Annotated in this window: 8 protein-coding genes; 7 read left to right on the top strand and 1 reads right to left on the bottom strand. The window is 57.5% G+C overall.

The window, feature by feature from the left end; genetic code table 11:
- Window positions 1-607 precede the first annotated feature (607 nt).
- From NZK35_RS20760 to NZK35_RS20740, 5 genes are all read left to right on the top strand, one after another.
- Window positions 608-1,255 (top strand): sigma-70 family RNA polymerase sigma factor, encoded by a 648-nt coding sequence (locus tag NZK35_RS20760; protein WP_259634443.1) that lies wholly within the window; start codon window positions 608-610, stop codon window positions 1,253-1,255.
- Entirely contained in the window at window positions 1,252-4,737 is a 3,486-nt protein-coding gene (locus NZK35_RS20755; protein WP_259634442.1) for a protein kinase domain-containing protein, read from the top strand. Before NZK35_RS20760 ends, NZK35_RS20755 begins: the two co-directional genes overlap by 4 nt.
- 311 nt (window positions 4,738-5,048) lie before the next feature.
- Entirely contained in the window at window positions 5,049-17,132 is a 12,084-nt protein-coding gene (locus NZK35_RS20750) for a PKD domain-containing protein (RefSeq protein WP_259634441.1), read from the top strand.
- Window positions 17,133-17,198: 66 nt separating this feature from the next.
- A complete protein-coding gene (locus NZK35_RS20745; protein WP_259634440.1) occupies window positions 17,199-17,474 on the top strand; it encodes a hypothetical protein in 276 nt (91 codons plus the stop codon).
- 85 nt (window positions 17,475-17,559) lie between these two features.
- The gene (locus tag NZK35_RS20740) at window positions 17,560-17,883 is read left to right on the top strand and encodes a hypothetical protein (RefSeq protein ID WP_259634439.1); all 324 of its coding nucleotides are present in this window, start codon (window positions 17,560-17,562) and stop codon (window positions 17,881-17,883) included.
- A 4-nt stretch (window positions 17,884-17,887) separates the two neighbouring features.
- Here NZK35_RS20740 and NZK35_RS20735 read toward each other — a convergent pair whose 3' ends face one another.
- Window positions 17,888-18,328, bottom strand: coding sequence for a hypothetical protein (locus tag NZK35_RS20735; RefSeq protein ID WP_259634438.1), 441 nt, complete (start codon window positions 18,326-18,328; stop codon window positions 17,888-17,890).
- A gap of 320 nt (window positions 18,329-18,648) precedes the next feature.
- Here NZK35_RS20735 and NZK35_RS20730 point away from each other — a divergent pair, with 320 nt between their 5' ends.
- Complete coding sequence (locus NZK35_RS20730) at window positions 18,649-22,053, top strand: protein kinase domain-containing protein (RefSeq protein ID WP_259634437.1); 3,405 nt, start codon at window positions 18,649-18,651, stop codon at window positions 22,051-22,053.
- A 320-nt stretch (window positions 22,054-22,373) separates the two neighbouring features.
- The gene (locus NZK35_RS20725; protein ID WP_259634436.1) at window positions 22,374-25,055 is read left to right on the top strand and encodes a TonB-dependent receptor domain-containing protein; all 2,682 of its coding nucleotides are present in this window, start codon (window positions 22,374-22,376) and stop codon (window positions 25,053-25,055) included.
- Window positions 25,056-25,133: the final 78 nt, after the last annotated feature.

The raw sequence follows: 25,133 nt of genomic DNA, 5'->3' as shown, positions 1-25,133 counted from the left end.
GGGTTCCTGCAACGGGTGGCATGGAAACGACCCACGGAGCCCGGCAGTCGATCAGCGGACGTCGCCAGAGGGTGGGCAGAATCATTCGGGGCAGAATGATGGGCAAGACGATGGGGGCAAAACGATCACAGCCTAAAATTGTTTTGCCCCCATTGTTTTGCCGCTGCTTCGAGGATGGTGTCGCAATCGTGCAATCAAGAATGACGGGGACACAGCACTTTCAAATGCTTTCAAGCCGTCCATGCCATGTCCAAGAGCCATTCGATACGTTGGGCATTCACAGATTCCGACGTCACAAGCATGAACGCTGTAACCTCTGCCTTTGAGCCGGCATCCGAATCGGATGATGGAGCTGTTGGTTGAGCACCTACCGACCCGCAGGCTGTGAAGAGCGAGCAACCAAACAGCCAAACGGTGGCATCCTAGATTCATTCCGTTTGGGGATCGATCGCTTGCGTTACTGCATCGAGTTCGGTCCCTCGCGGGGCCGGATCGGCAAGTGGAGCGTGGGGACATTTCGCTGGCATGGCAAGTGAGATCGGTTAACATGGAATTCTCCGCAGCCGCCATGTTTTCCTACGCGCTTTCCAATTCAATTGAAATTGTCATGACAGAATTTGACAACGGGATGAACCAAACACGGCTCGCGGCCGCTGCACGGGGTGATCAAAAAGTGTTGGCGGACTTGTTCGACGAACATCGCGACCGATTGATGGCGTTGGTCCGAGTCCGCCTCGATCCGAGACTGAAACGGCGAGTCGACCCGAATGATGTACTGCAAGAAACCTACCTAACGATTCAGCGGAAATTTCCGGCCTACTGTGCGAACCCGGCAATCCCCTTCTTTCTCTGGCTGCGATTGGAGACGATGCAGAAGCTGGCCGACACCCACCGGCATCACCTGGGCGTTCAGGCGAGAGACATCGGTCGCGAGATTTCGATCGAACCTCATCCGTTTTCGTCGGCGGAATCGATCGCACTTGCCGAGCGGTTACTCGGTCGATTGACGTCAGCCAGCCACGCGGCGATGCGATCCGAACAGAGGCAGCGAGTCAACGACGCGATCAATGAGATGGAGCCCGCCGCACGCGAGTTGCTGGTGTTGCGGCATTTCGAGGAACTCACCAACAGCGAGGCGGCCCAGGTGTTGGGCATCAGCCCGACAGCCGCTTATGGTCGCTATTTGCGAGCCGTCCGCCGCCTCCGCAATCTTCTGGAAGACCTGCCCGGTGGTGTCGAGGCGCTCGTGTCGTGAGCGGCACCTTCCGGCAGAGTGCCGACCGGCAAGACGAGATTATCGGAAAGATTGCCGATTCCTATCTCGCGGACTGTCGCGCCGGCAATGCTTGTCCGATCGAATCATTCGTCCAACGCCACCCGGAATGGGCCGACGAACTGCGCGAACTTTTGCCAACGCTGGCGTTGGTCGAACAGGTCAAACTGCCCGAGCAAGACGATGCGACGATTTCGTCCCGATCGGCCGCGCATTCCTTGAGCGGAAAGACGCTGGGCGATTACCAGCTGGTTCGCGAACTCGGTCAAGGAGGCATGGGGATCGTTTACGAAGCGGAGCAGATCTCGCTCGGCCGTCGGGTCGCGATCAAGGTCTTACCGCCCAATGCGGGCTTCAGCGCGAATCAGAAACTGCGATTTGAGCGCGAAGCCAAAGCGGCTGCCAAGTTGCACCATACCAACATCGTGCCGGTCTTTGGCGTCGGAGAAGACGACGGGATCAGCTACTACGTAATGCAGTTCATCCGGGGCCAGGGCCTTGACGAAGTCTTACGTGAACTCGAATCGCTCCCCGACCACCCGAGTGCTTCGGCGCAATCGAGTGCGATGTACCGAAGCGATCGATCCGATCGCGTCACGCGTTCGACCGGGGATTCGTCGGTTTCCAGTTCGTCGATCCATCCCTATTGGATCAACGTCGCTCAGATCGGACTGCAAGTCAGTGACGCGCTGGCCTATGCCCATGCGCAAGGCATCACACATCGCGATATCAAACCGAGCAATCTGCTGCTTGACGTTCGCAATGATGTTTGGGTTGCCGACTTCGGGCTCGCCAAGTCGGAAGACGACGCAAATATCACTCGCTCAGGTGACATCCTCGGGACGATCCGCTATATGCCTCCGGAGGCTTTTACGAGCGAAACGGACGCTCGCGGCGATGTCTACTCGTTGGGCATCACGCTGTACGAATTAGTGACGCTGAAGCCGGCGTTCGACGAAAGCGATCGCCGCGAATTGATTCAGCGCGTCGTCTCGTCACGCCCCGTCCTGTTGGATCGAAACTCGACCGGAGTCCCCCGGGATCTGGCGACCATCGTTGAAAAAGCGATCGAACGCGCACCGAAGGATCGGTACCAGACGGCCGAGGCGATGCACGAAGACCTGCGGCGGTTTCTGGCCGACGAACCCATCTTAGCCCGGCGTGCCTCGCTCGCCGAACGCTGCGGACGTTGGGCGAGACAGAACCGCGGCTTCGCCGCTTCGATTGCCGCAACCGTCATGATGCTGGTTGTCTTGACCATCATCGGATTCTCGTCGGCCTACTATTTTTTCGAACAACAAGACGTTCAGCGAAAGCTCAATCAGCAAACTCAGTCGATGGCGACGGCCAACGAGCAACTGCTGGGAGAACTCCAATCGGCGTTGGAGCAATCGACCGCGGCAGCCGCATCCGCGGAACGGGCGCGGCATCGAGCCGAACAGCAATCCGAACTCACTCGACGGAGCCTTTATTCGGCCAGCATGCTTAACGCGATCGACTCGATGGACGAACATCGCGGATATGCCCGGGCGCAAAACCTGCTGGACCAGTGGCGTCCCGCGAGCGAATCCGACATCGACCGACGCGACTGGGAATGGTACTACGCCCAAGCATTTTGCAATCAGCAAGAATACTCACTGGAAAGTCATCGGGGTGCACTCCACGGATTGGCTCTGAATGGGGATCAATCCTACTTGGCGTCTGCCGGCACCGATGGATGGATCAACATTTGGGAGATCGACAGCCGAACGATCGTCAAACGCATTGTTTCACCGGTCGGTCCACTCAACTGCGTCACGTGGGAGCCGGCCGGGCCGGCGCGCCTGGCGGTCGGCGGTCAAAAAGGGATGGCGGTTTTCGATACCGAGACCTGGGAGGTTGTTTATCAAACGGAGAAGCCGCTGGTTGTCCGCGCGCTGCAGTGGAGTCCCGACGGTCGCTACATCGCAAGATGCGGTCGATGGTCCGCGGTTTCCAACGCCGAAGATTCGGGCGACTTCTCCGTGCTTGAAACGGACACTTTTCAAGTTGCGTCAACGCTACACGGCTGGCCTGGATATGCGACTCAGTTCGCGATGGAAATGGGCTGGTCGGCGGATAGTCGTCGCGTTGCCTATCCGTCTGGGAAAGCCGCATTGGTCTGGGACCTTGCGACCGATTCCAAACAGTTCCAAAGTCCCGCGGCGTTCAGCGATTTAAGGAGCGTGCGATTCCATCCGACCAATCCCGATCAAATCATTGCCTGCGGTCGCGGCGGCACGGTGCGGATTTGGGATTTGAAGTCCGAAGAAATCAACATGGAGTTAGCCGAGCACACGCATGCGATCGCCTCGCTGATCGCCGATGCAAATGGAAATCGTTTGGCGACGGCATCATGGGACGGAACGATTCGAATCTGGGATACTGAGACAGGATCGTTGCGACGTACGGTTCACGGTCACTCCCGACATGTGTTTAAGGTCGTATGGGACCACCGCAGAGACCGGATCTTTTCGGCGGGGATGGATGGCGCGATCAAGTGTTGGCAACCAGAGGGTTCACACTGCCGCCGCGAGTTCACCCTCAACACGAATTGGTTGAACGATGTCGCGGTCAGTCCGGATGGTGGACTGATTGCCTGTGCGGCGGGAAATCGACGCGTCTTCTTGGTCGACGCCGTCGACGGAAAGGTGGTCCACCGATTCCGAAAGGCAAACACGCTGTGGAATGGCGTCGATTACTCGCCCTGCGGAACACGGTTGGTCGCTGCAGGCGGAGTCGGGCGTCCCGATGACCCGGGTAAAGTGTGCCTCTGGGACACCGAGAACCGTCAATTGCTCTTTGAGCAGACGACCGAATCCAAAATCAACGACGTGGCGTTTCATCCTGGCGGGAATCGCATTGCGGCGGGAGGATCCGATGGGGCAATCGATCTGTTCGATCACGAGTTGAACCCCATCGAGGGTCCGACCGCGACGCGTTTCACATCGATCCAATCGCTGAGTTGGTCGGCCGACGGAGGACGGCTCGCCATCGCGGGTCTCGGAGGCGGACTCGGTGTGTGGGATTCAAAGACCGGACAGCTGCGCTATTGGCCAGGGACCACGGAATTGATCTACACGATCGCTTGGAGCCGTTCGGGAGAGCAGATCGCCGTCTCAACCAGTAGCAACCTCGTCACGGTGATCGACGCGACGACGCTTCAACCGGTCTTCGAATTACCGGCACAATTAGAGGCCGTCACCACAGTCAACTGGGGACCGAGCGACCGTCGTTTGTTGACCATTGATGCCCGCGGAACCTTCCTCCTTTGGGATCCGGTCAGCCGGCATCCCACGCTCAGAATGAGTGTCGGACGGGGAAACGTCCGGGCAGCCCAATGGAGCGAAGACGGTTCGAAAATCTTTGCCAGCTCGGGCAAACGCGTCGTGATCTGGGATGCGAGCAAGGGCTATGCGACCGAAGCGTCTCGCTTGAAAAAATGACGCCACGTCGGCCGGTCCCTGGACCTAAAGAAAACGGAATGCTCAGCGTTTGAGTACCAGCGCTTGAGTACCAGCTTTTCACCATTTTCCATTGTTTCTAAAAAATGATGCGTGACACCTATCCAGGGGGTGAATGGGGAGCATCCGTTCGCGTGTGGGTTAATAGCAACTTTAGATCAACACCGAAAAACCGCCGATCCTGTAACATGCGTTCACGCAAGCTTCGCCGTCGCCCTTCGCCTGCGAAGGCACGTTCTGCCAGGAAATCCCGACGGTTTCGTCCACAATCCGAACGCTTGGAGGCCCGGCACTTGCTCGCCGCCTCGCTGTCGATCGGTAACGCGATGGTCGACGAGGGCAATCCGGGTGGGGCACCGGCCGAACTTCAGTTTGAGATTATCCGGGGAGGTGACACCAGCGAAGAGCTGACCATCGGTTTCGAGATCTTTGCGGCCGGCGAGGACGAGCTTTCGGCGGGACAGCGGGGCCTGGCCACCGCTGGGGAAGATTTCGTCGTTCCTGCGTTCAGTACCATCACGATTCCCTCCGGTTCGCTGAATGAAACGTTAACGATCACGGTCAACCACGACGTTGAAATCGAAGGCGACGAGCGATTGGAGGTTCGATTCACCTCGGTGATTGGTGAGGTGACCTTTGCCAGCGAGGAAGATACCCGAGCGACCGGGACAATCGTCAACGACGATCCGCCGAATGAGCTGTTGGAGTTCTTGCAAAACATCGACAATGAAGAGCGGGATCGTTTAGTCGGCCAAATCAAAGACGGATTTGACGACACCTTCAGCGAAATCATCAGCGGCATTCAGACCGCCGTTGATGAGATCTCGGGCGTACCGATCGTGGGAGGACAACTGACCGACGCTGTCGATCCGTTGCTGAGCGAAATCGAGGACATTCAAACGGAGCTTTCCGATTTGGTCGAAACGGTTTTTACATCGACCAGCGAGAATTTGGTCGCAGACTTTCAGAACGCGATGTTCACCATTCTGGAACCCATCTTGATCGACAGTCCGGACGCGGGGACCGATATTTCGGCCAGTGACATCCTGCTCAGTTATGGCGCCGATGACCTTGATGGTCCGGACGGCAATGGCGATGGCATTCCCGACTCGGGCACCAGTTGGGTGCAGTTCGATTTTCACCTCGGCCAACGCACGATCCAGGATCTGCCCTTCGAACTCGATCTCGGTTCCGCGGCTGCGTTGCCCGGTTTGGAAACACTGGGGCTAAGCGTCGACGCGTCGGACGGATTGCGTTTCGATCTACGTTGGGACTTGCGTTACGGCTTCGGTCTGAGCCAGCTCTACGGAACCGACCCAGCTTTTGACCTGGACTACTTCTACGTCAACTCAGGCGCCGTCGACGTGACGGGCTCACCGGTCGAAGAATTTCGCGCATCGATCGACATCAAATCGGCTCCGGCAAAAGATGGTGATGGTAACGATGTGCTCAGTACTGACGCGGGACTGAAAGCTGACGCGACGATCGGTTTGCTTGCGGCGAAAGTCGAAGACGGAATCCCCTTCGCCGTCGACATCACTGCTGAGGAAGGATTTGAATTCACCGGCGTGGAGACGGAGGTGGACTTCACGCTGGTCATCGACGCGGGCGGGACCCAGCCGATCGAGGCAGTCATCAGCAAGACTTTCAGTAATCCGGCCACTTTGCTCGCCGAACTGCAATCCGAGCTGATCAGTCAATTGGCCGGGAAATTCAACGCAGAAACCACAGGCGGAGACGGGCAGAACACGTTCGCGCCCGTCACGGTCTCACTTGACTTCGGACGGATCAATGGCTTTACCAATCCGGACCAGCCCACGACGCCATCGATCGTGCTAAGCGCCGAGCTTCCGCAGATCTCTTCAATGACGATCATCGGCGGTGGAGAACTTGGCTTTTCCGAAAGCAACCTCGGCAGCCTGTCCAGCCCCGGCCCGTTCGGACAGTTCGACGACGGGCGAAGCGCGGCGCTTGGGTTTGACGCTTCGTCATTTGATGAGGAAGGATTCACGACCGCCAGCAGCGAAACCACACCCGGTCGCTACCAGTTGAGAGCCGGAGCGGCTGCACCGGCGAGCGGCGTGTTGAGGCAAGACACCGAGTTCGTGCTGGTGCTCAACAACGGTAGTCCGAACGGCATGCCCGAAGAACGGATCCTGATTTCGATCGGCGAAGAACAAAATCGAAACCTCGACACCCTGCGTGATCAGCTGAACCAGAACAGCTTGGAAACGCTCTTCCGGGACTCCGTCAACCAAGCGATCAGCCAACAGGGAACCTACGGTACGATCGACGTCGAAATCGATGATGACGGGTTTTTCGTATTGACCTCGCGCGGAGACGCGAACACCCCGGGACCAACATTGGATATCGACTATGCGTCAACCGACCAGTCCAAAATTTCCATCGCATTCACCGTCGACATCGACGACCCGAACTGGACGTTGCCCAACCAGAGGGCCAATCCAACCGACCAACGCGCACTCGACCGTGTGACGAGGGCGGAAATCCAAGCTGCCAAAAAAATCACGGACCGTTTCCAGCCCGAAGCGGAAGCATCGGTAGCCTTGAAACTGCATACGACGGCTGACCTGAATGGGTTGATTGACCAGGCCGGCGGTTCGATTCCCAGTATCCCATTGATCGGCGAAGGGTTCTTGCTCCCCAAAATCGAATTCGACTTTGTGCTCGACGCAACCGCTTCGGCAAAGTTCCAAAACCCGACCAATCCCGATCCGGATAATGACGAAGCGGGCGAAAAACGCTTCACCAACGAACTCGAGAACCTGCGTTTTGAAAACGTCACGATCGACTCGGGGGGACTGATCGAAACGTTCATCAAACCGATCGCGCAATTCGCCGAGACCGCCTTGGGCCCGATTTCTGTGTTTGTCGGTGGACTCGGTGGTAGTAACTTACTGGGCACTTCGTTGCCAATTCTCAGCGACCTGAATAACATTCGCGGAGCATCCTTTCCCGAGACGATTTTTGACTTGGCCGGTGGCGCGAACGAGGACCTCATCCGCCATTTCCGAAGAGCGTTGGGCAACGTGGTCGATTTGTTGGACCCGAATTCGCCCCTTGGACGCATCCTGGCCGATTTGGGCGAAAAACCCGTGCTTGCACTGGGATGCTTTGAATATTTCCAGCCGCAGGGCGCCTCCTCTCGTACCCTCGCGCCCTGTTCGGTTGCATCCGCCATCGACTCGGCCACCGCCACCGAGGCGAGCCAATTCATCAACACTTACGAAGCAATCACGGAGACGTCGGGAGGGCTAAGGTTTGATTTCATTCGACCCACCAACTTTGTGAAATTACTCAGCGGTGTCACCGCCGATGATCCCGCGGATCTGGTCAGCTTGAATGTACCTGCCTTAGACATCACCTTTGACAAGAACATCAACATCGACGTCGGGGTCGCGAACCTGAAGGGGGAGGTCGAGGCCAGCGTCTTCACGCAACTGGGACTGGTCTACGACACGGTCGGATTAAGCAAAATTGTGGACGCCATTCGCCGCGGTGATGATCCCGTGTGGGATGACGTCCTCGACGGAATCTACATTCGAAATCGAGACGGGAACGAAGTCGAAATCGATATCGACGCCAGTGCCACGGCAAAGATCGATGTCGAGCTGGCGTCCGGCAGCGTGAAGGCCAATCTGAGCGGAGGCGTTCAATTGGATTTGCTCGATCCGAACGAAGACGGCGCGCTGCGACTGGACGAAATACAAAGTCAAACCGATGGAGATGCATCGAAGGTCTTCTGCTTGGTGGATGCGTCGGCCAGCCTGGATGCCGGGATCAAGGTCGAGGTGGAGTTCTTCGGGTTCGAAGGCGATGTCGATCTGAACATCAGCGACGTTGCCGACATCAACCTGAACATCAAAAGGGGACTTTTCAAAACACTGTTGGAAGGCGTCGGATTCGACCTCGATTGCCTGGACGATCTCAACCCGATCCTGGCGAGTCCGCGATTCGAGAATGGCGAGGATGTGATTCGGATTCACACCGGGCCCTATGCCTCCGATCGTCGCGACGGTGATGTCAGCGATGAAGATGGCCCGGCGGTCATCAGCGTCGAAGAAGACGGGGATTTGATTGTTGTGACCGGATTCGGAGCGGAAACCTCTCTGCCGATCGGCAAGGCCTCACGAATCGTCATTACCGGTGGCCCCAACGCCGACGTCTTTGACCTCTCCGGTGTCGATTCGCTGCCGGTCCGGATCGAGGGGGCAGGCGGCGGCGACACGCTGTTCGGCGGCGACAAGGGCGATGAGATTTACGGGGGCGATGGTGGCGACTTCATTGACCCCGGCGCCGGCGAAGACCTCGTTGTCACGGGCACGGGTTCCAATCTGGTCATCTCAAGCCCCGGGGCCGATACGATCGACGGTGGTGCAAACACCGACTCCGGAGGGTTCATTTACGGCTACGAACTTGACGAGTTGGGCCGCCCCCAAGTTACCGACCAGGGCGATCTAATCCCGCAACCCGATCGCAACGAAGGCGATACCGTCATCGGATCGGTCTGGGGTGATTTCCTGGTCGGCACCAACGTGGACGGCGGAGATGGCGATGACACCATCACTGGAGCCGGCGACGGAGGGACACTCGACGGTGGCAAAGGCGACGACGAAATCACCGGCGGCGACGGCGATGAAACACTCGTCGGCGGCCCCGGCGAAGACACCCTCATCGGCGGTGGCGGTGCCGATTCCCTGCTCGGTGGTGACGACGACGACAAATTGACCTCCGGCTACGGAGACACTCTGGTCAGCGGTGGGGACGGAGACGATGAGTTGACGGTCGATTTGGGCGTTGAGATTTTCGGACTGGGAATCGACGGCATCACAACAACCCTCCGCTTGGGCAACTACTCCGCCGCGTCACTGATCGACTCGAGCGAATTTCCATCTGAGAGTACGTCCTTTGCCGGCATCGAGACGATCGCTGACTACCGCCTGGGCGAGGGTGACGACTCGATCATCATCGACGGTGTCAACGTTCCCGTTTCGATCTCCGCAGGTGCCGGAGAAGACATCTTCCACTTGATTGCCGCTGCGGCCGAGGTGGAGCTTGATGCGGGTGGTGACGACGACGAGTTGGTGATCGACCGCAGCGGTCGGATCGCCCCAATTGACGCCTTGCTCCGGGCAAACCGGCTTAGCGGCTTCGGCGCCGCTGATGTGACGCTGTTCGGCAACAGCCTGGAAACAATCACGATGACTTTAGGCGACGGCGACGATCGATTGCGTGTCGACGCCCCGTCACCAGAAACAAGAATCGTTGGCGGCAACGGAGACGATGACACCATCATTGTTGACAGACTGAAGGCCACGTCAACGATCACTGCCGAGCAGGTGTTCATGGTCATCGACAGTGCCGCGGCTGCAATCCGAACCGAATTTGGCGAGGTCGGTTTGCTTCGAGTCACCGCCGATAGTCTGTGGATTGATAACCGAGACAATGAGAACGCCTTGGACTTCTCCGTCAAGGATCGAGATGTCACGATCTCGGGGCTTGACGGTTCGTTGATTGAAAACATATCCGGTATCGGTCGAGTCGAGTTTCTGGGATCCACCGCAGCCGCGTCCCAAGATACGCTCAAGGTGATTGACACCTCCGAGTCGACGAAGACGTTTCGGATCGAAGACGATCTGGTCGAAGTTTTACAGGGAAGCGATGTTCTCGTTTTCGAAGCGGCGTCCTCGGACATCAGCCAGGAAGATCCCGTCATCACCCTGGAGTATCCGGTCACGCCGACACTCGATGGACCATTCCATGTCTTGTTCCCGCGAGCCCCAATCGCTACCGGCAATCCGGACAGACACGCCTATGTCGTCGAGGGGAGTCAAATCAAAACCTTTGACGTCGTTAGCAGCCCCAATCTATTGCTCCCGTCAGGTTCGACGAACGTACCTTTCAATGTGAATGCCGATGCGGTTTTCGATCCTAGCGGACGTTTTCTGTACGTCACCGGAAATTCATTAGACCCCAGCGACAGCAAGTCGAGCATCAACCAGATTGCGATCTTTGAACGAAACGTGTCGACAGGGGTACTAAGCCTCGTCGAGACAATCGACTCGTTTCCAGCAGGAGCTCAAGCGGCACCAGCTGGAAGGATCAAGATTGTAGACATTCAAGTCGCCGAGGAATGGGTCTTCCTCACCATCGAAGATATCGATGTACCATCCGGTGGTGACACGCGTGTGTATCGTTTCGACCGGAACCCCAATGGCTCGGAACCCGGCAAATTAACCAAGGGCCGATTTGTGGGAGGTCGGATTCAAGGGACACCGATCGATTCTGTTTTGGATACGGACGACAGTGACGACCTGTTTGTCCTCACCCTCGTCGGACCTCATCTGGAGGTCTATCGGTATTCGATCAGGTCGGGGGGAGACGATTCGATCGTCGATGGCCCCTTTAAAAGCTTTACAACATCCAGCACCGGGTCAGACGCTAAAATCGAGATCCAGCCCGTTCGAAATAACCAACCTCGAAAAGTTTATCTCGTCGAACCGAAGACCATCTACGTCACTCAGCGAGTGGGCGGAGGCGGCGACTTGCAATTGATCCAAAAGGTGAGTTTGCCCAGCACCGACACACCATTCGAGTCCAAGGATGTGGAGTTCAACGCCGACGGGTCGGAGATTTACATCAACGACAATGCGACAATCAAGACTTATCAACTGATCGCAGGCGGAGACAAAGATGGACGATTTGTGGATGCAAATGGAGACGTAACGGATTCCCCTCTGCCGATCGCGACTTCAAACGTCAATGTTTTGAACTCCATCGACACCGACTCGCTTGCCCGAGACCCCCGAACCCGCCGATTCATCGCGCCGACGGCCGACAATGAGATCACCGTCTTTTCATCCGCGTTAGAAGCCATTCAGGTTATCACTGATGGTGAGCCGCCGACCTTTGAAGCCAACTCGCTGAAGAAATTGGTATTCACCACGTCACGTCCCGGACGGGGCAGCGCCTACGGCATTGCCACAGGTCCCCAAAGGGGCTACCTGGTCGAGTTTACAAGGTCGAAGAAGACCGCGGGAGAATTCAATCCGCGAAGCATTCTGACTCCCGACGATTGGGAATCCAACCTTTTGCGTGACAAGCAGCTCGACTCCGCGGTGGACCTTGTGCTCGCAGACGACAAGCACTTGTATGTCGCAGTGGATAGCGGAATCCAACTTTTCCAGCGTGACCCAAACACGGGCGACCTCGACTTTCAGACGACATTCGAAGCGCTTGCTGTCTTCAGCGGTGTTCGTACACTCCAACTGAGCCCCGACGGCACAACGCTCTGGGCCGGTTCGCACGATACCGTCAAATCGTGGAGCCGGGACACCACGACAGGTTTTCTGACGGCCAATTCGGGATCCGCATCACTTTCGCAGTCGACGGAAATCTTCGTCGATCCCAACTCTGATTTTCTCTTCGTGGCACTCGATGGTTCTAGCGGCGGAATCGCCACGCGATTGCAAAGCGCTGTCGGCACCGCCGCTCAGTTCACACCACTACCCAATGCGACCAGCGTCAAGCGGATTGGCAATCGATTGTATGCAGGCACACGCGACGGTGTGCTGAACGTCTACAGCATCGATGCCGAGGGGAAATTGACGCTCCTGCAAACCGCTTCGGGTGGCTCGGGCGGGGCCGGCTCGCTGTCGGACGTCGTCGACATCGTCTCCAACAGAGGCGACCGATTCGTGTTTGCCGGTTCCTCTGACGGAACCATCATCGCCTACTCACGTGATCCCTCCAGCGGTCGCTTGGCATTCGCGCAGCGGATCACCCAGGGCATCGGAAGCTTTGACAATGCCAAGGGAATCGAGGAAATGACCTCGTTGACCTTTGACTTGTCCGAACAAGACTACATTGCTGACTTGCTGTACGTTACCAGTCCCAACGGATGGACGGCAATTCAAGTTTTGCCTGGTTTCGCCACCAACACATCCAGTTACCGCGTCGGGTTTGACGGAAACTTCGGCTCCCTGGAAGTTGCTTCGAACGAATCGACCCCAACTGGCGATTTCACCGACATTGTCAGATCTTCTGGGACCGGCAACATCCCGTTGACGATCCGGACCTTCGGGGGAAATGACGAAATCTCGATTGCCAGCCAACCGAGTTCATTGACGCTCGACACCGGTGACGGGAACGACTTCGTCAGCCTGCGCTCGGTTTCAGGAGCAACGACGTCCATCGAACTCGGTGAGGGCGACGACGCAATCGACGTCAATTTGCCAGGATTACAAATCACGAATGACAATGCGACCGTCTCGATCAACGGCGCGAGCCCATTGTCTGAAGATGCACCGCCGATCGGAGATACGTTGACATACGTCGTCGGTGACCTCAGCTTCGATCCAAGTCCCGCGACGAGTCTGACCACTCCGAGCGGGCAGATCAGTGTCGATGGTCAAGTACTCGTGAAGTGGGAAGAGATCGAGAACCTTGGGGAACTTGCCGATTTGGCCGCGTCGATCACGGTGACCCCCGAAAGCATCGCGGAAGGAAACTCGGTGGATTTGTCCACCACCGCATCCGCTGAGGGCGTGACGTTTGCCGAAAGCGATTATCAATGGGACCTCGACGGCGATGGGGTCTTTGGCGATCGAATTGGAAGCTCTTTCGCACTGGACTGGTCCGAATTGCAAGAACTCGGAATCGACGACGACGGCGTCTACCCGGTCGCGGTCGAAGTGGTCACGTCCGGACTTCGCACGATTGCGATTGAATCGATTACGGTCACGAACGTGGATCCTGTCCTGTCGGCCAGCGTCAGCCCCGGCACGATCGACCAATTCGAGTCGGTCAGCCTGACGCTCGGATCAACCGATCCCGGCGACGACACGATTGAGCGTTGGGAAATCGATTGGGAAAGCGACGGCACCGTCGATGACATCTATTTCATCGATGCCGGCGTCGTCACGCATGTCTATGACATCTTCGGCACCAAGACCATCACGGCGACCGCTTTCGACGAGGACGGCGGACCCTATACGGCGGTGACGACAAACGTCATCGTCAACGAGATTCCGCCACGTGAAAGAAAGATCGAAGGCAACACCATCTTAGATGAAGGTGCGACGGGGAATTACACGCTGGTTGCGTCCGGCGGAACGACGACTCCGGTTTCGTGGCTGGTTGATTTCGGCGACGGAACGATTGCGGAGATCACATCAACGCAGTTCACCCACACGTACAAAGACGACGGAATCTACACCATCAGCGCCATCGTTTTGGAAGATGACGGCAGCAGCCTTCCCGCGACCGAAACGTTGACCGTCACCGTCAATCCGGTCGACCCGACAATCGTCACGACAGCCGGAACGTCGCCGATTGATGAAGGTCAGGTTTATGTGCTCGGCGTCGATGCAATCGATGATCCCGGAGACGACACCATCACCGAGTGGACGATCGACTGGGGGGACGGGAACATTGAAACGATCATCGGCGACATCCGTTCGGCAGCCCACCAATATGTTGATGACAGCGCCACCGAGCCGGGCGGCTTTTACCAGGTCACCGTCAGTGCGACCGATGAAGACGGAACCTATCCAGGTACCGCACCGATCTCGGTCGAAGTGAGCAATGTCGCCGTACCGATGATTTTGGTGCCGCCTGATTTCCTGGCTTCGCCTGGTTCGGATTTCTTCTCGGTCGCCGAAGGCCAATCGTTCGAACTGATTCTCAACAACAACGATCCGGGCGAAGACACCACAACCGAGTGGATCATCGATTGGGACGGAAACGGACCGATGACGCCCGTCTCGTATCCCAACGATCCGGAAAACCCACTCCGCAATGTTCGGTTCGTCTACAACGCGGAAATCGCTCCTTTGCAGATCACCGCGGTGATGATCGATGAAGACGGTGAGCATCCGACCAATGTGTTGATCGGTGAAGTCACCAACACCGCCCCGACTCCACGAATCAGCGGCGGTACGACGACGGCCATCGAAGGCACTCCATTCTTTGTCACGCTCGACCCGGGTGTCGAGGGTACCAACAGCAGCATCGTCCGCTGGCGGATCGAGTGGAATGACGGTAGCGAGGCTGAAACGGTGGTCCTCGACCAACCATCGACCGTCGTGACCGTACCGCATCTGTTCCGGGACGGGGATGGAAGCGAATTGACAGTCGAAGCGTTCGCCATCGACGACGCGAATCAAGAGTACCCCGCTTCCTTGACCATCACTGTGATCAATCAGCCGCCTTCGATCGAAATCGCCGGCCCACCATCGATCGAGGAGAACACCGAATACTCGTTGACATTGGGGTCGGTCATTGATCCCGCCATCACCGATACGGTGTCCACCTACATCATCCGCTGGGGTGACGGCACGTCGACGGAATTGACCGCACAACAGGTCGCCGACCTTTCACGTATCGTCTCGCACACCTACGTCGATGACCCTCCCTTCCCCGGCGTTGTTGACACGGTCTTGAACGTCGACCTGATCGACGAAGACGGACTCACCCAGAATGCAGGATCGACGACCGTGCGCATCGTCAACATTCCCCCGAACGCTGAAACCGGAGGCCCGTATCAAATTTTGATTCCCGCGACACAGATCCAATTGTCAGGTACCGCAACGGATCAAAGCCTCGAAGACACCTTCACATTTGAATGGGATTTCAACGATGACGGCGTATTCGACGACGCGACTGGACCGACGCCGATCTTTGACGCGACCGGTGCATTCCCCGGACAAATCTTCGACGTCGCACTTCGCGTCACCGATGACGATGGTGGCGTCAGCGAGGTGGTTTCCACCACCGTTCGGTATCTGTCGATTCCCGAGATCACCGACCTCGTCCTGCCATCCGACCCGACCCTGGAGAATCAGGAGTTCACACTGACGGTACTGTTCGAAGATGTTGACCCGAATCAGACCCACAAGGTCAACGTACTCTGGGGCGACGGAGAATCCAGCGAGGTGTTCTTGACGGGCGGCGAAAGAGAGGTGGAGATTCCGCACACGTATCTCGATGACAATCCCACTAATACACCCCTGGATCCCTACAACATCTCTGTCACCGTTGCCAACTCCTCAGCGGATGACAGCGCAGAGACTGGCGTCGACGTCTATAATGTCAATCCCGAAGTGGCCACTTTCACCAGCGACGCAAGCTCGCTGAAAACCAAGAGCGATGACAACGTTGTTTCGGTCTTTGGTACGGTCGCCGATGTTGGCACCGAAGACACGCACAGAGCCGTCATCGACTGGGGGGACGGAAGCGATTCTGAAATCGTCGATGTTGACCCAATTGATCGTACGTTTGAAAGCCGCTACGAGTACCCCGGTGGCGGAATCTACGAAATCACCGTCACCGTGACGGACGACGACACCGGCGAGTCGGAAGTGGCAACGACCGCCGCGGTCATCCAAGGCGTTGGGCTGGTCGACGGAACGTTGTTCATCATCGGGACCGATGGACGAGACAAGGTTGCATTCAAATACGACGATCGCACCGATGCATTGACCGTCGACGTTAAACTGGACCAAGATTCATCCGACAAATCGAGAATCAAGGAGACCTTTACCGCCTCCTCGATTGATCGAATCGTCGCCTTCCTTTGTGACGGAAACGACCACTATCAAGGCGAGTTTGGTGGAAGTGGAAACAGGTATTCCCAAACGTCGGTTGCGATCCGGCAGATCGTCTTTGCAGGTGCGGGGCACGATCAAATCCACGGCGGCGACGCAGCCGATGCCCTGATCGGAGGCGCAGGAAAGGACAACGTTCAGGGACGTGCGGGCAACGACCTGTTGATCGGCGGATTCGACCGTGATGTGATCCATGGAGGTCTCGATGACGATTTGTTGATCGGCGATCACATGGTTGCCGATAAGTCCCTCGTCTCCATCGTCGACAAAGTGGATGACGCGCTGACTTCGTGGAACGACAAAGCTCTGCCGGAGACGATTGTCGCACTTGAAGGCATCAAAGATGACAACGAGCAAGACAAGCTTCTCGACAAGAAAGGGGATAATGAGTTCATCGAAGGCGGTTACCAGCCCCAATGGGTGTGGTGGATCGATGTCAACGGTGACGGGAGCGGATCGGCGCTCGATGCTTTAATGATCATCAACCGCCTCAGCCTCATCGGACACGACGCCGAGTGGACGGGGATCGACGATGACGATCAATTCGACGTCAACGGGGACGGTCTCATTACTCCGAGCGATGCCCTGATGGTCATCAATCGAATCGCCTATGGCAATTCGCCCCGAGCAACACCGTCCGCAAAACAGCTTGCGGTCCATGCGGCTCGGATCGACAGTGTCTACCAAGCTTTGGCGGGCGGGGATGACGACAAAGAGCCGGAGTGGGACGAGCCAGGCAGTTTGTTCTAAGTCCTCAAGATCATTCGTAGAGAACCCTCCATCTAAATCAAGCTTTCAGCTTCCATCGGTTATTTGTTGCAGATCCGCAACGTCTCGCTGGCCTACAACTTCAACGCCGACATGGAGGTGACTGCGAAGGAATTTGATAACGCGGTCCCGGTATTCGACTGGCGAATGATTGAGGATGTCTACATGGGCAGCGCCGTCGACGATGGCCCGTTCGACGCGGTGCGTGGATTCCTTCACCGCCGTATCCGGCAATCCGACCAAGATCGTTTTCGGCATCGCCTCAATGCCCAACAGTTAGTTGTTGGGCTTTGGCCGTGCGGACTCCAGCGTTTGTGTCCCTGATTTCCAAAAGATGTAACAAGGCGTTGCTTCCAACGCTTGGGTGTGTATCAACGACATACTCCTCAATCCAGGACAGGAAACGACAATGAAAGGTATTCGAATTTGCTTGGCCGCCTTGGCGATCAGCCTGTTTAGCGGGCTGGACACGGAAGCCGATGCGGGAAACTGGGTTGTCCGCGTGCAAATGGAAAGCGTCTTCAATGGGCACACTTACTACCCGACGCTCTACTCGTCGACCAACAAGTCGGATGCTGCGTCCGCGTACGCGTGGTACGAGCTGCTGATGAAAGTTTATCCCCAGAAATTTCGAACGGACGTCCTCAATCCGTTAGGGGTTCCCTCCTATTACGTCCCCATCAGGATGCACTTTCTCTACCTCTCGGGAATCAATCCGACCGGGCGTCCATGACACTTCAGCACACGTCAGCCTTCCGTAGGTCATTGAGGTACGTCTGGTAGGCGGGCGGATCGGTCTGCTTGAAACGTTCCATGACTTTCATGGCTTCCGCTTTGGCAGACTCTTTGTGCTTTTCCTTGGTGCGTTCGATTTCTGCTGCCAAGTCCTTCAACTCCTCGATGGCTTCGGCGGCGGATGGATCTTGTCCGAGGAGTTCTGGCGGCAGTGACTGCACCAATTTGGCCAGCGCCATCGTCGCGTCGGTGAGTTTCCCCAACTGCTTTCCGGGCGTCGCCACGCCCAAATAGACTTCTGCCTCGATCTCCGGATTGCCGGCCGTGGACTTCGGGCGGGAGATTCCCCAGTTCGTCCAGGGGTTGTATGCCATCGAGACGTCACCGCTGGCCGGCAATCGAAAACTGACGGCGGGGGACAACATTTGAAACCAAGAGTCCATTTTTCTGATCCTTCCAATCGGGAAAAACGACGACGCAGCTGATCAAGATCAGCGGCGACAGAACCAAGGATCAAATCAGATGAGCACACGACGTGCCAAGTGACACGTTGCATCGCGGGCTCAGGTCGGGCGGCTCAGGTCAGGCGGCTCGGGTCAGGCGGTGGCTGACCGGCTTCGCACACCATCCCGCGGTCCAAAGTCAGCCTCCGCCCGGGGATGGGCCGGCGCGGGGCCATCGGCACGCGGATATTCGTTTGGCGGAACTGCCGTTATACTCGCAGCCGGTTTCGTCGCAATTTCCGTACGGTTTGGTGGTCCCCGTGAACGTTAAACGTGAGTTTTTGTTCGTTGTCTTGGCCGTGCGAATGGGGGTGATCGACACCGAGCGTCTCGATGAATTGGCCCGACAACTGGATGAGAGTTCTGGCCAGCGGTTGATTGAGATGTTGCGTGAACAGTCGATTCTGACCGCGCAGCAGCAAGCAGAGATCGAGCGTGAAATCGATCGACTCCTGCTCGCCGATTCCACATCGGTTGGCAAAGACACGGCGATCCATTCCAAGACGCAGCGGGGAAGTCACGAGGAAACGATCGATACTCCTTCGCCGAGCGCGATGGGGGAATCAGAGGATGTGACTCGGTCCTCCGAGGGAGCCATCGGCGAGGGAGGCGACGAGTCGGACTTGATCGAAACGCTCGAATTGCTGCCCCGCACCCGCAGTCGATACAGGTTGACGCGTGAACACGGACGCGGTGGCCTGGGGTGTGTCTGGCTGGCACGCGATTCAATCCTCAACCGGGAAGTCGCGCTCAAGGAGGTCTTGCCCGGCAAGCGTCAGACAAAGACCCGATACAAGAAGCTGATTCGCGAAGCTCAGATCACCGGCCAGCTCGAGCACCCGAACATTGTTCCGGTCTACGAACTTTCGCCCAATCAGGAAGACCAGCCGTTTTACACCATGCGTTTCTTGCGTGGCAAAACGCTCGGCGACCACCTGCGGAGCGCCAACCGTCGTCGGCCGCCCGCGGAAATCGATGCGATGGAGTTGCGGACGCTGCTGGGCATCTTTGTGTCGATTTGCCATGGGATCGGCTACGCGCACTCGCGCCGCATCATCCACCGTGACCTCAAACCCAGCAACATCATGTTGGGCGACTTTGGCGAAGTGATTGTGGTTGATTGGGGATTGGCCAAGAAACTCGATGAAGCACCTCGTGACGACGTGGACATGGAGGAGGTCGTGTTCGACGACGAGGATTCCGTCAGCTTCACGCGAGAAGGACAGGCGTTGGGAACACCCGCCTACATGTCGCCCGAGCAAGCTGCCGGTCGGGTGAGTTTGAATGACGAGTTGACGGATATTTATGGATTGGGGGCGATCCTGTTCGCAATGCTGACCGGAAAGTCGCCGCACGAAACGACTCGTCCGGCCGATACCAAAGACACCGCCCACGACTTGCTGCGTCGCATTCGCGTGTTCCCCACGCCGACGGTCCGTTCGGTCGTTCCGACCGCGCCCCGGGCGCTCGATGCGATCTGCGCCAAAGCGATGGCTCGATCGCGAAATGAACGCTACCAGTCGGCCGAAGCACTCGCCCGCGACATCCAATGTTGGCTGGCCGATGAACCGGTCTCGGCTTATCAAGACACGGCACTCGAAAAAGCGTCGCGGTGGTTTCGTCATCATCGAACGTTGAGTCTCGCGATGGCAGGCATCTTGCTGGTCGCATCCGTGGCCGGTTTCGCGATCGCTGCGGTGACAACGAACGCCAAGAATGATGTCGCCGAGTCGTTGCGAAAGGAACAGCAAGCACGGGTGCTGGCGACCGAGTCCTTGGTGGCAGAGCAGGCCGCAAAAAAACTCGCGCTGCAGCAATTCCGCCGTGCCCAAGATGCCATCGATCGCTCCCTGTCCGGCGTGAGCGAGGTGCTGGCCGTCTTCCCGGCCACCAGCGCGGTGCGGGCAGGACTGTTGCAGTCCGCGGCGGAGGATTATGAAGAGCTGTTGGAAATCGATGGAGACGATCCTCAGCTACGTCGCGAAGCGGCACGCACGCGGATCCGATTGGCTGACCTGCGCCGGACGATGCACGAACATGATGCGGCCGACGGGCATTATCAGATTGCCGAGAAAAACTTGGAGGTGCTGAAACAACAACATCCCGATGACACGAGTTGGAATATCGACCTGGCAAATGTATGGGTTCGTCGAGCACTCTTGTCCATGTCGATCGGCGACGCAGAGAAAGCGGAACAGTACTTCCAACGAGCCGTCGGTGCGTTTGATCAACCGCATTCCGATCCGGATTTGCAACGCAACGCCCAGATCGATCTTGCCGGTGCCCGGTACAATTACGCCGAACTGTTGGTGCAGGTCGATCGAATCGGTGAAGCGGCCGAGATGTTTGCCGCCGCGGAAGCAGGCTTTGCTCGGATCCGTGACGAAGCACCGGACAACCTTCGTGCTCGCGAAGGGCTGGCGATGTGCGGCCGCGAAGTCGGGCAACTCTTGCAAGTCACCGGTGACAATCAACAAGCCGCCGAGCGACTGCGCGACGCAGAATCCGAGTTCAAGCGACTGATCGCCCAAGCCCCCGAGCAAATCTCCTACCGAGAAGGTTTGGCGCTCACCCGCGTGCTGCTGGGGAATTCATTGCGGCTGTCGGGCGATGATGACGGGCCGCTCGACGCCTATCAGTTGTCGGTGGAGGATTACCTTGTCCTGCTCAATCAGCGGCCGGGGATGCCCAAGTATCGGCAAAGTGTGGCCACCGGCCGGGTGAACATCGCCCAGATGCTTCACCTGTCCTCTCGCAGTCGCGATGCGAAAGTCCATCTGGATCAAGCGGTGTCGGAACTGATTTCGCTGTCGGAGACCTACCCCCAAGTCGCTGTCTATCGCGAAGCCAAGGCGCAGTGTTTGGTGATGTTGGCGATGGTTTTGAGAGATCTTAATGAGCACGGCATGGCGGAAACGGCGTTCAACGGTGGGATCGAAGAATTCAGCTGGCTGAGCGAAGACTTCCCCGATCTGATTCGATATCGGGGGGACGTTGCGATCAGTCGCATGGGACTGGCCAAGACGAAGAGCTTGCAAGGCAAAACGGCAGAAGCGCGCGCGCTGCTGACCGACGTGATCGACGAGTTGACGACGGTCGTCGACATCGTCAAAACGCAGGTACGCTACCGCGATGCGCTCGCATGGTGTCATTTTTACCTTGCCGAACTGCTCGTCGCCGAAGACAAACTGATCGCGGCGTTGCCACATTATCGACAAACGCTTCGTCTCCGCGAGCAATTGCCCGATTCGCCCAAGTACCGACGGGCGTTGATCCGCGTGCTGACGGAGTGCTCGGCCGAGCAGATTCGCGACCCGCAACGTGCCATCCAATTGGCCCGTGAGCTTCGTGACCAAGACGAACTGAATCCTGATTTTCGCTATTCATTGGCCGTCGCTTATCTGGCCGATGGCGATGGCAATCAGGCGTTGGACGAGGCCGAAGCGGCGGTCCAGTTGCGAATCCAGCCGTCGCCCTTCGACTTGTTTGTGCTCGCCATCGCGCTGCAACAGACCGCCAACACGGAAAGGGCATCGGTAACGCTCGGCAAAGCCATCGAATTGATGGAGTCACAGTGCCCCGGTCGCATCGAGCTGTTGGCGCTGCGTCGGCGCGCCGAACAAGCGATCACCGATCCCGACGCCCAAGCCGCGCCGCCGCGCTGAGCAATGTGTTGCCCTCCTGGCAGGTCGGGCGATCGAAGCTTTGACGGCCGGCAACAGTGTGGCGGAGGCTTCCAGCTTGCGTTTCACGAGTGAAACGAGACGGCAAGCTGGAAGCTTACCCCACTTCTAAAGAGTGCTAGCAACTGCGAATCCAGGCAAGCTAGCACGTTAAAAGCGATTGCACGGGAAAGAGTCGCATTTGAGGTTCCCCAGGCCGAAGATGAGGGATAAGCGTCCTAACCGTTACCACCGTACGCGGCCGGCGGCGGTTTGCCAGCGAACACCATGCGTGACTTGCCGACTCCTCTCGAAGAAACCTGATGCCGAGACAACGTATTTCCTGCCGCAATTGGATTGCCTCAGGTCTGTTCCGCCTGTCCTTCACCGATGCCGGGGTGATCGTCCTCGCCATTGCCACGGTGATTGCAGGCAGCGCCGCGGTGGCGGGGCCGCCGCTTCCGGCGACCACGCCCCAAGAGCAAACAGGGGAACTCGTCGACGTGATCGTGGGCGAGATCGGTGATGCGAATCCTGAAACCGACGCCCAGTTGAGTCACGCGGATGCGAATGCGTCTGGGGCGACCACTGCTTTCTCTGACCGCACGATCGAACCAGCCGAGCCAGCGGACACTCTGGTCGACCAGGTCATGTTTCAAGTCGACCAGACGACTCCGTTGGTGCCCGCGCCGCAGACCTTTGAAAGTCCGATCGGCTTGACGCCCCAGGCGAGGGAATTTGCCGACACGATTCTCGCCTCGCGCGACACCAGTCTGCTTTCCTCACGTCGACGCCGCTACTCGCGGACGCGTTCGGATGTCGTGTTCGGATCCGAAGCCAAATTCCGTGTCTCCACCGACGCGGGTAACCTGCTTGGAAAGTCGATCACGGCACCGGGCGTCCAAGCCAAGAGTCGGTCTCCGATCATCACCGACACCAAAGTGCACGGCAGCACGGTCGGCCAACTGATCGCATCGGGATCCTATTGGTTTCCCGCCCGTCAAGATTTGGACACGGTCTTGAACAAAATTGATTCACGCATCCTGGAGGACGTGATCATCATCAAGGGTCCGTTCGCGGCTCGATACGGTCCCGGATTTGATTTCATCGACTTTCAAGTGATGCAGTCGCCGCGCTATGAAAACGGATTCGAGTCTCACGGCAGTTCGACGGCCGAATACAAAAGTAATGGCGAACAATGGTATGGTCGTCAGTCTGTTTGGGGTGGCAACCAGGATTACGGATTCCGCATCGGCTACGGCAAACGTTCGGGAAGCGACTACCACGACGGAAACGGCGATGAATATCTCTCTAGTTATCAATCACAAGACGTTGACATCGCGTTCGGTTGCGATCTGACACCGTATCGGCACCTGGAAATAAGCTACATCTGGTTGGAACTCAACGACGTCGAAGTGCCGACGCAACTGTTGGACATCGGTCACCTGCGGACTCACGGGATTGACGCCAATTACGTGGTGGAGGATTCCGGGATCTTCGACGTTCTGACGTTCAATACCTGGTACAACGAAACCAGCTTGAACGGGAACGCCAATTCCGAGGCCAAGCGTGAGGCGATCCCGTTCCTCGGGACGAACATCGGTCCGATCCGATCCAACGCCCGCAATATGTCCACCGGATACTCGCTCTCGGGTGATTGGATTTCCGAGGACAGCGTGACGACTGTGGGAAGTGACCTTCGCTATTTGACTCAGGAAGTGAATCAGTTTTCGGAACTGCCGCTTCTTTCCCCGCCGTTTATCAATGGCAACGACGCATCAGCGGAGGTGAACGGTCCCGTGCCGGAAGCGTATTGGGCCAACCCGGGATTGTTCATGGAACGCATTCGCCGCGTGACGGATCGATTGACCGTCAGCGTCGGAGGGCGTGTTGACGTTGTCGAAACGAACGCCAAGACCGTCGTCGATCAAGTCGGGGGATTGTCAGGTCCATTGGTTCTGAACGGGCCCAACGGAGAGTTTCCGTTCGTTTACAACCCCAACGGTGATCCCGTCAACGTGCTCGACCCCGGCACCGGCAACGTCCTGACATTTCCGGGCGTGCAGGCGGAATTGGACGACTTGCTATTGGGAGACTTTGACCGTTCGTTCGGGCTGGGATCACTTTATGTGGACGCCGATTACCAGCTCAATTCCGAGTGGACCACCGGCATCGGGTTCGGCTATGGCATGCGAGCACCGACGATGACGGAACTGTATTCGTTCCAGCACATCTCCACTATCTTTCCCCAGCAAACGTTCTCCATCTTGTTCGGCAATCCGAATCTCGAGCCGGAACGCCGGTACCAGATCAACGCGTCGCTGGCGACCGACAAAGGCTGGTATCGCGCTCGGGTCAGTGGGTTTGCCGCTTGGATTGAAAACTACATCACCTTCGATGCGTTGTCGCCGGATTTCTATGCCTTTCAAACCGTCAACACGGATCTGGCAACGCTGGTCGGCTTTGACTACGAAGGAGAAATGGATTTGACCAAGCGAACGAACGGGTTTGTCACGGCGTCCTACACCCAGGGGCGGGATCGGACACGGACGTCGAATGCGGCCGCCAGCGCCTTTGATCCTCCGGGATCCGAATTGCGCAGTTTGTTGGCCGGCACCGAAAGTGAAGCGTTGCCGAACATGCTGCCCTTGCAAGCCCGCGTCGGACTTCGCCTGAACAACGGGTGCGATCAGCATTCTCCATGGGGACTCGAAATCTCCGCGCTGTTTGTTGCCGGTCAAAGTCTCATCGCCCACTCGCTCGGCGAGATGCGAACGCCCGGATACAGCATCTTTGACCTACGTGGCTACTGGCGTCCGACAAACACCGTCACGCTGCACGCGGGGGTGGAGAATTTTGGGGACAATCAGTACCGGACCCACCTCGATCCGGCCGGTCGAGAGCTGACGTTCCTGCCGGGATTACCACCGAGCACTGCAACCTCGATCGGCAGTGTGTTCCAACCCGGAGCGAACTTCTATCTCGCGACGGAGTTCACGTATTGAGCGACGAGCGGTAAATCAGGCGATTGGCATGCACAGCATGCCCTACTCGGCTTTTCCGCAGCGTTGGTGTGCAGGCTT

The organism is Stieleria sedimenti, from assembly GCF_025060895.1.
Taxonomy (GTDB): Bacteria; Planctomycetota; Planctomycetia; order Pirellulales; family Pirellulaceae; genus Stieleria; species Stieleria sedimenti.
The sequence above is the reverse complement of the archived record's forward strand: the minus strand, read 5'-3'. Positions and strand labels throughout refer to the sequence as shown.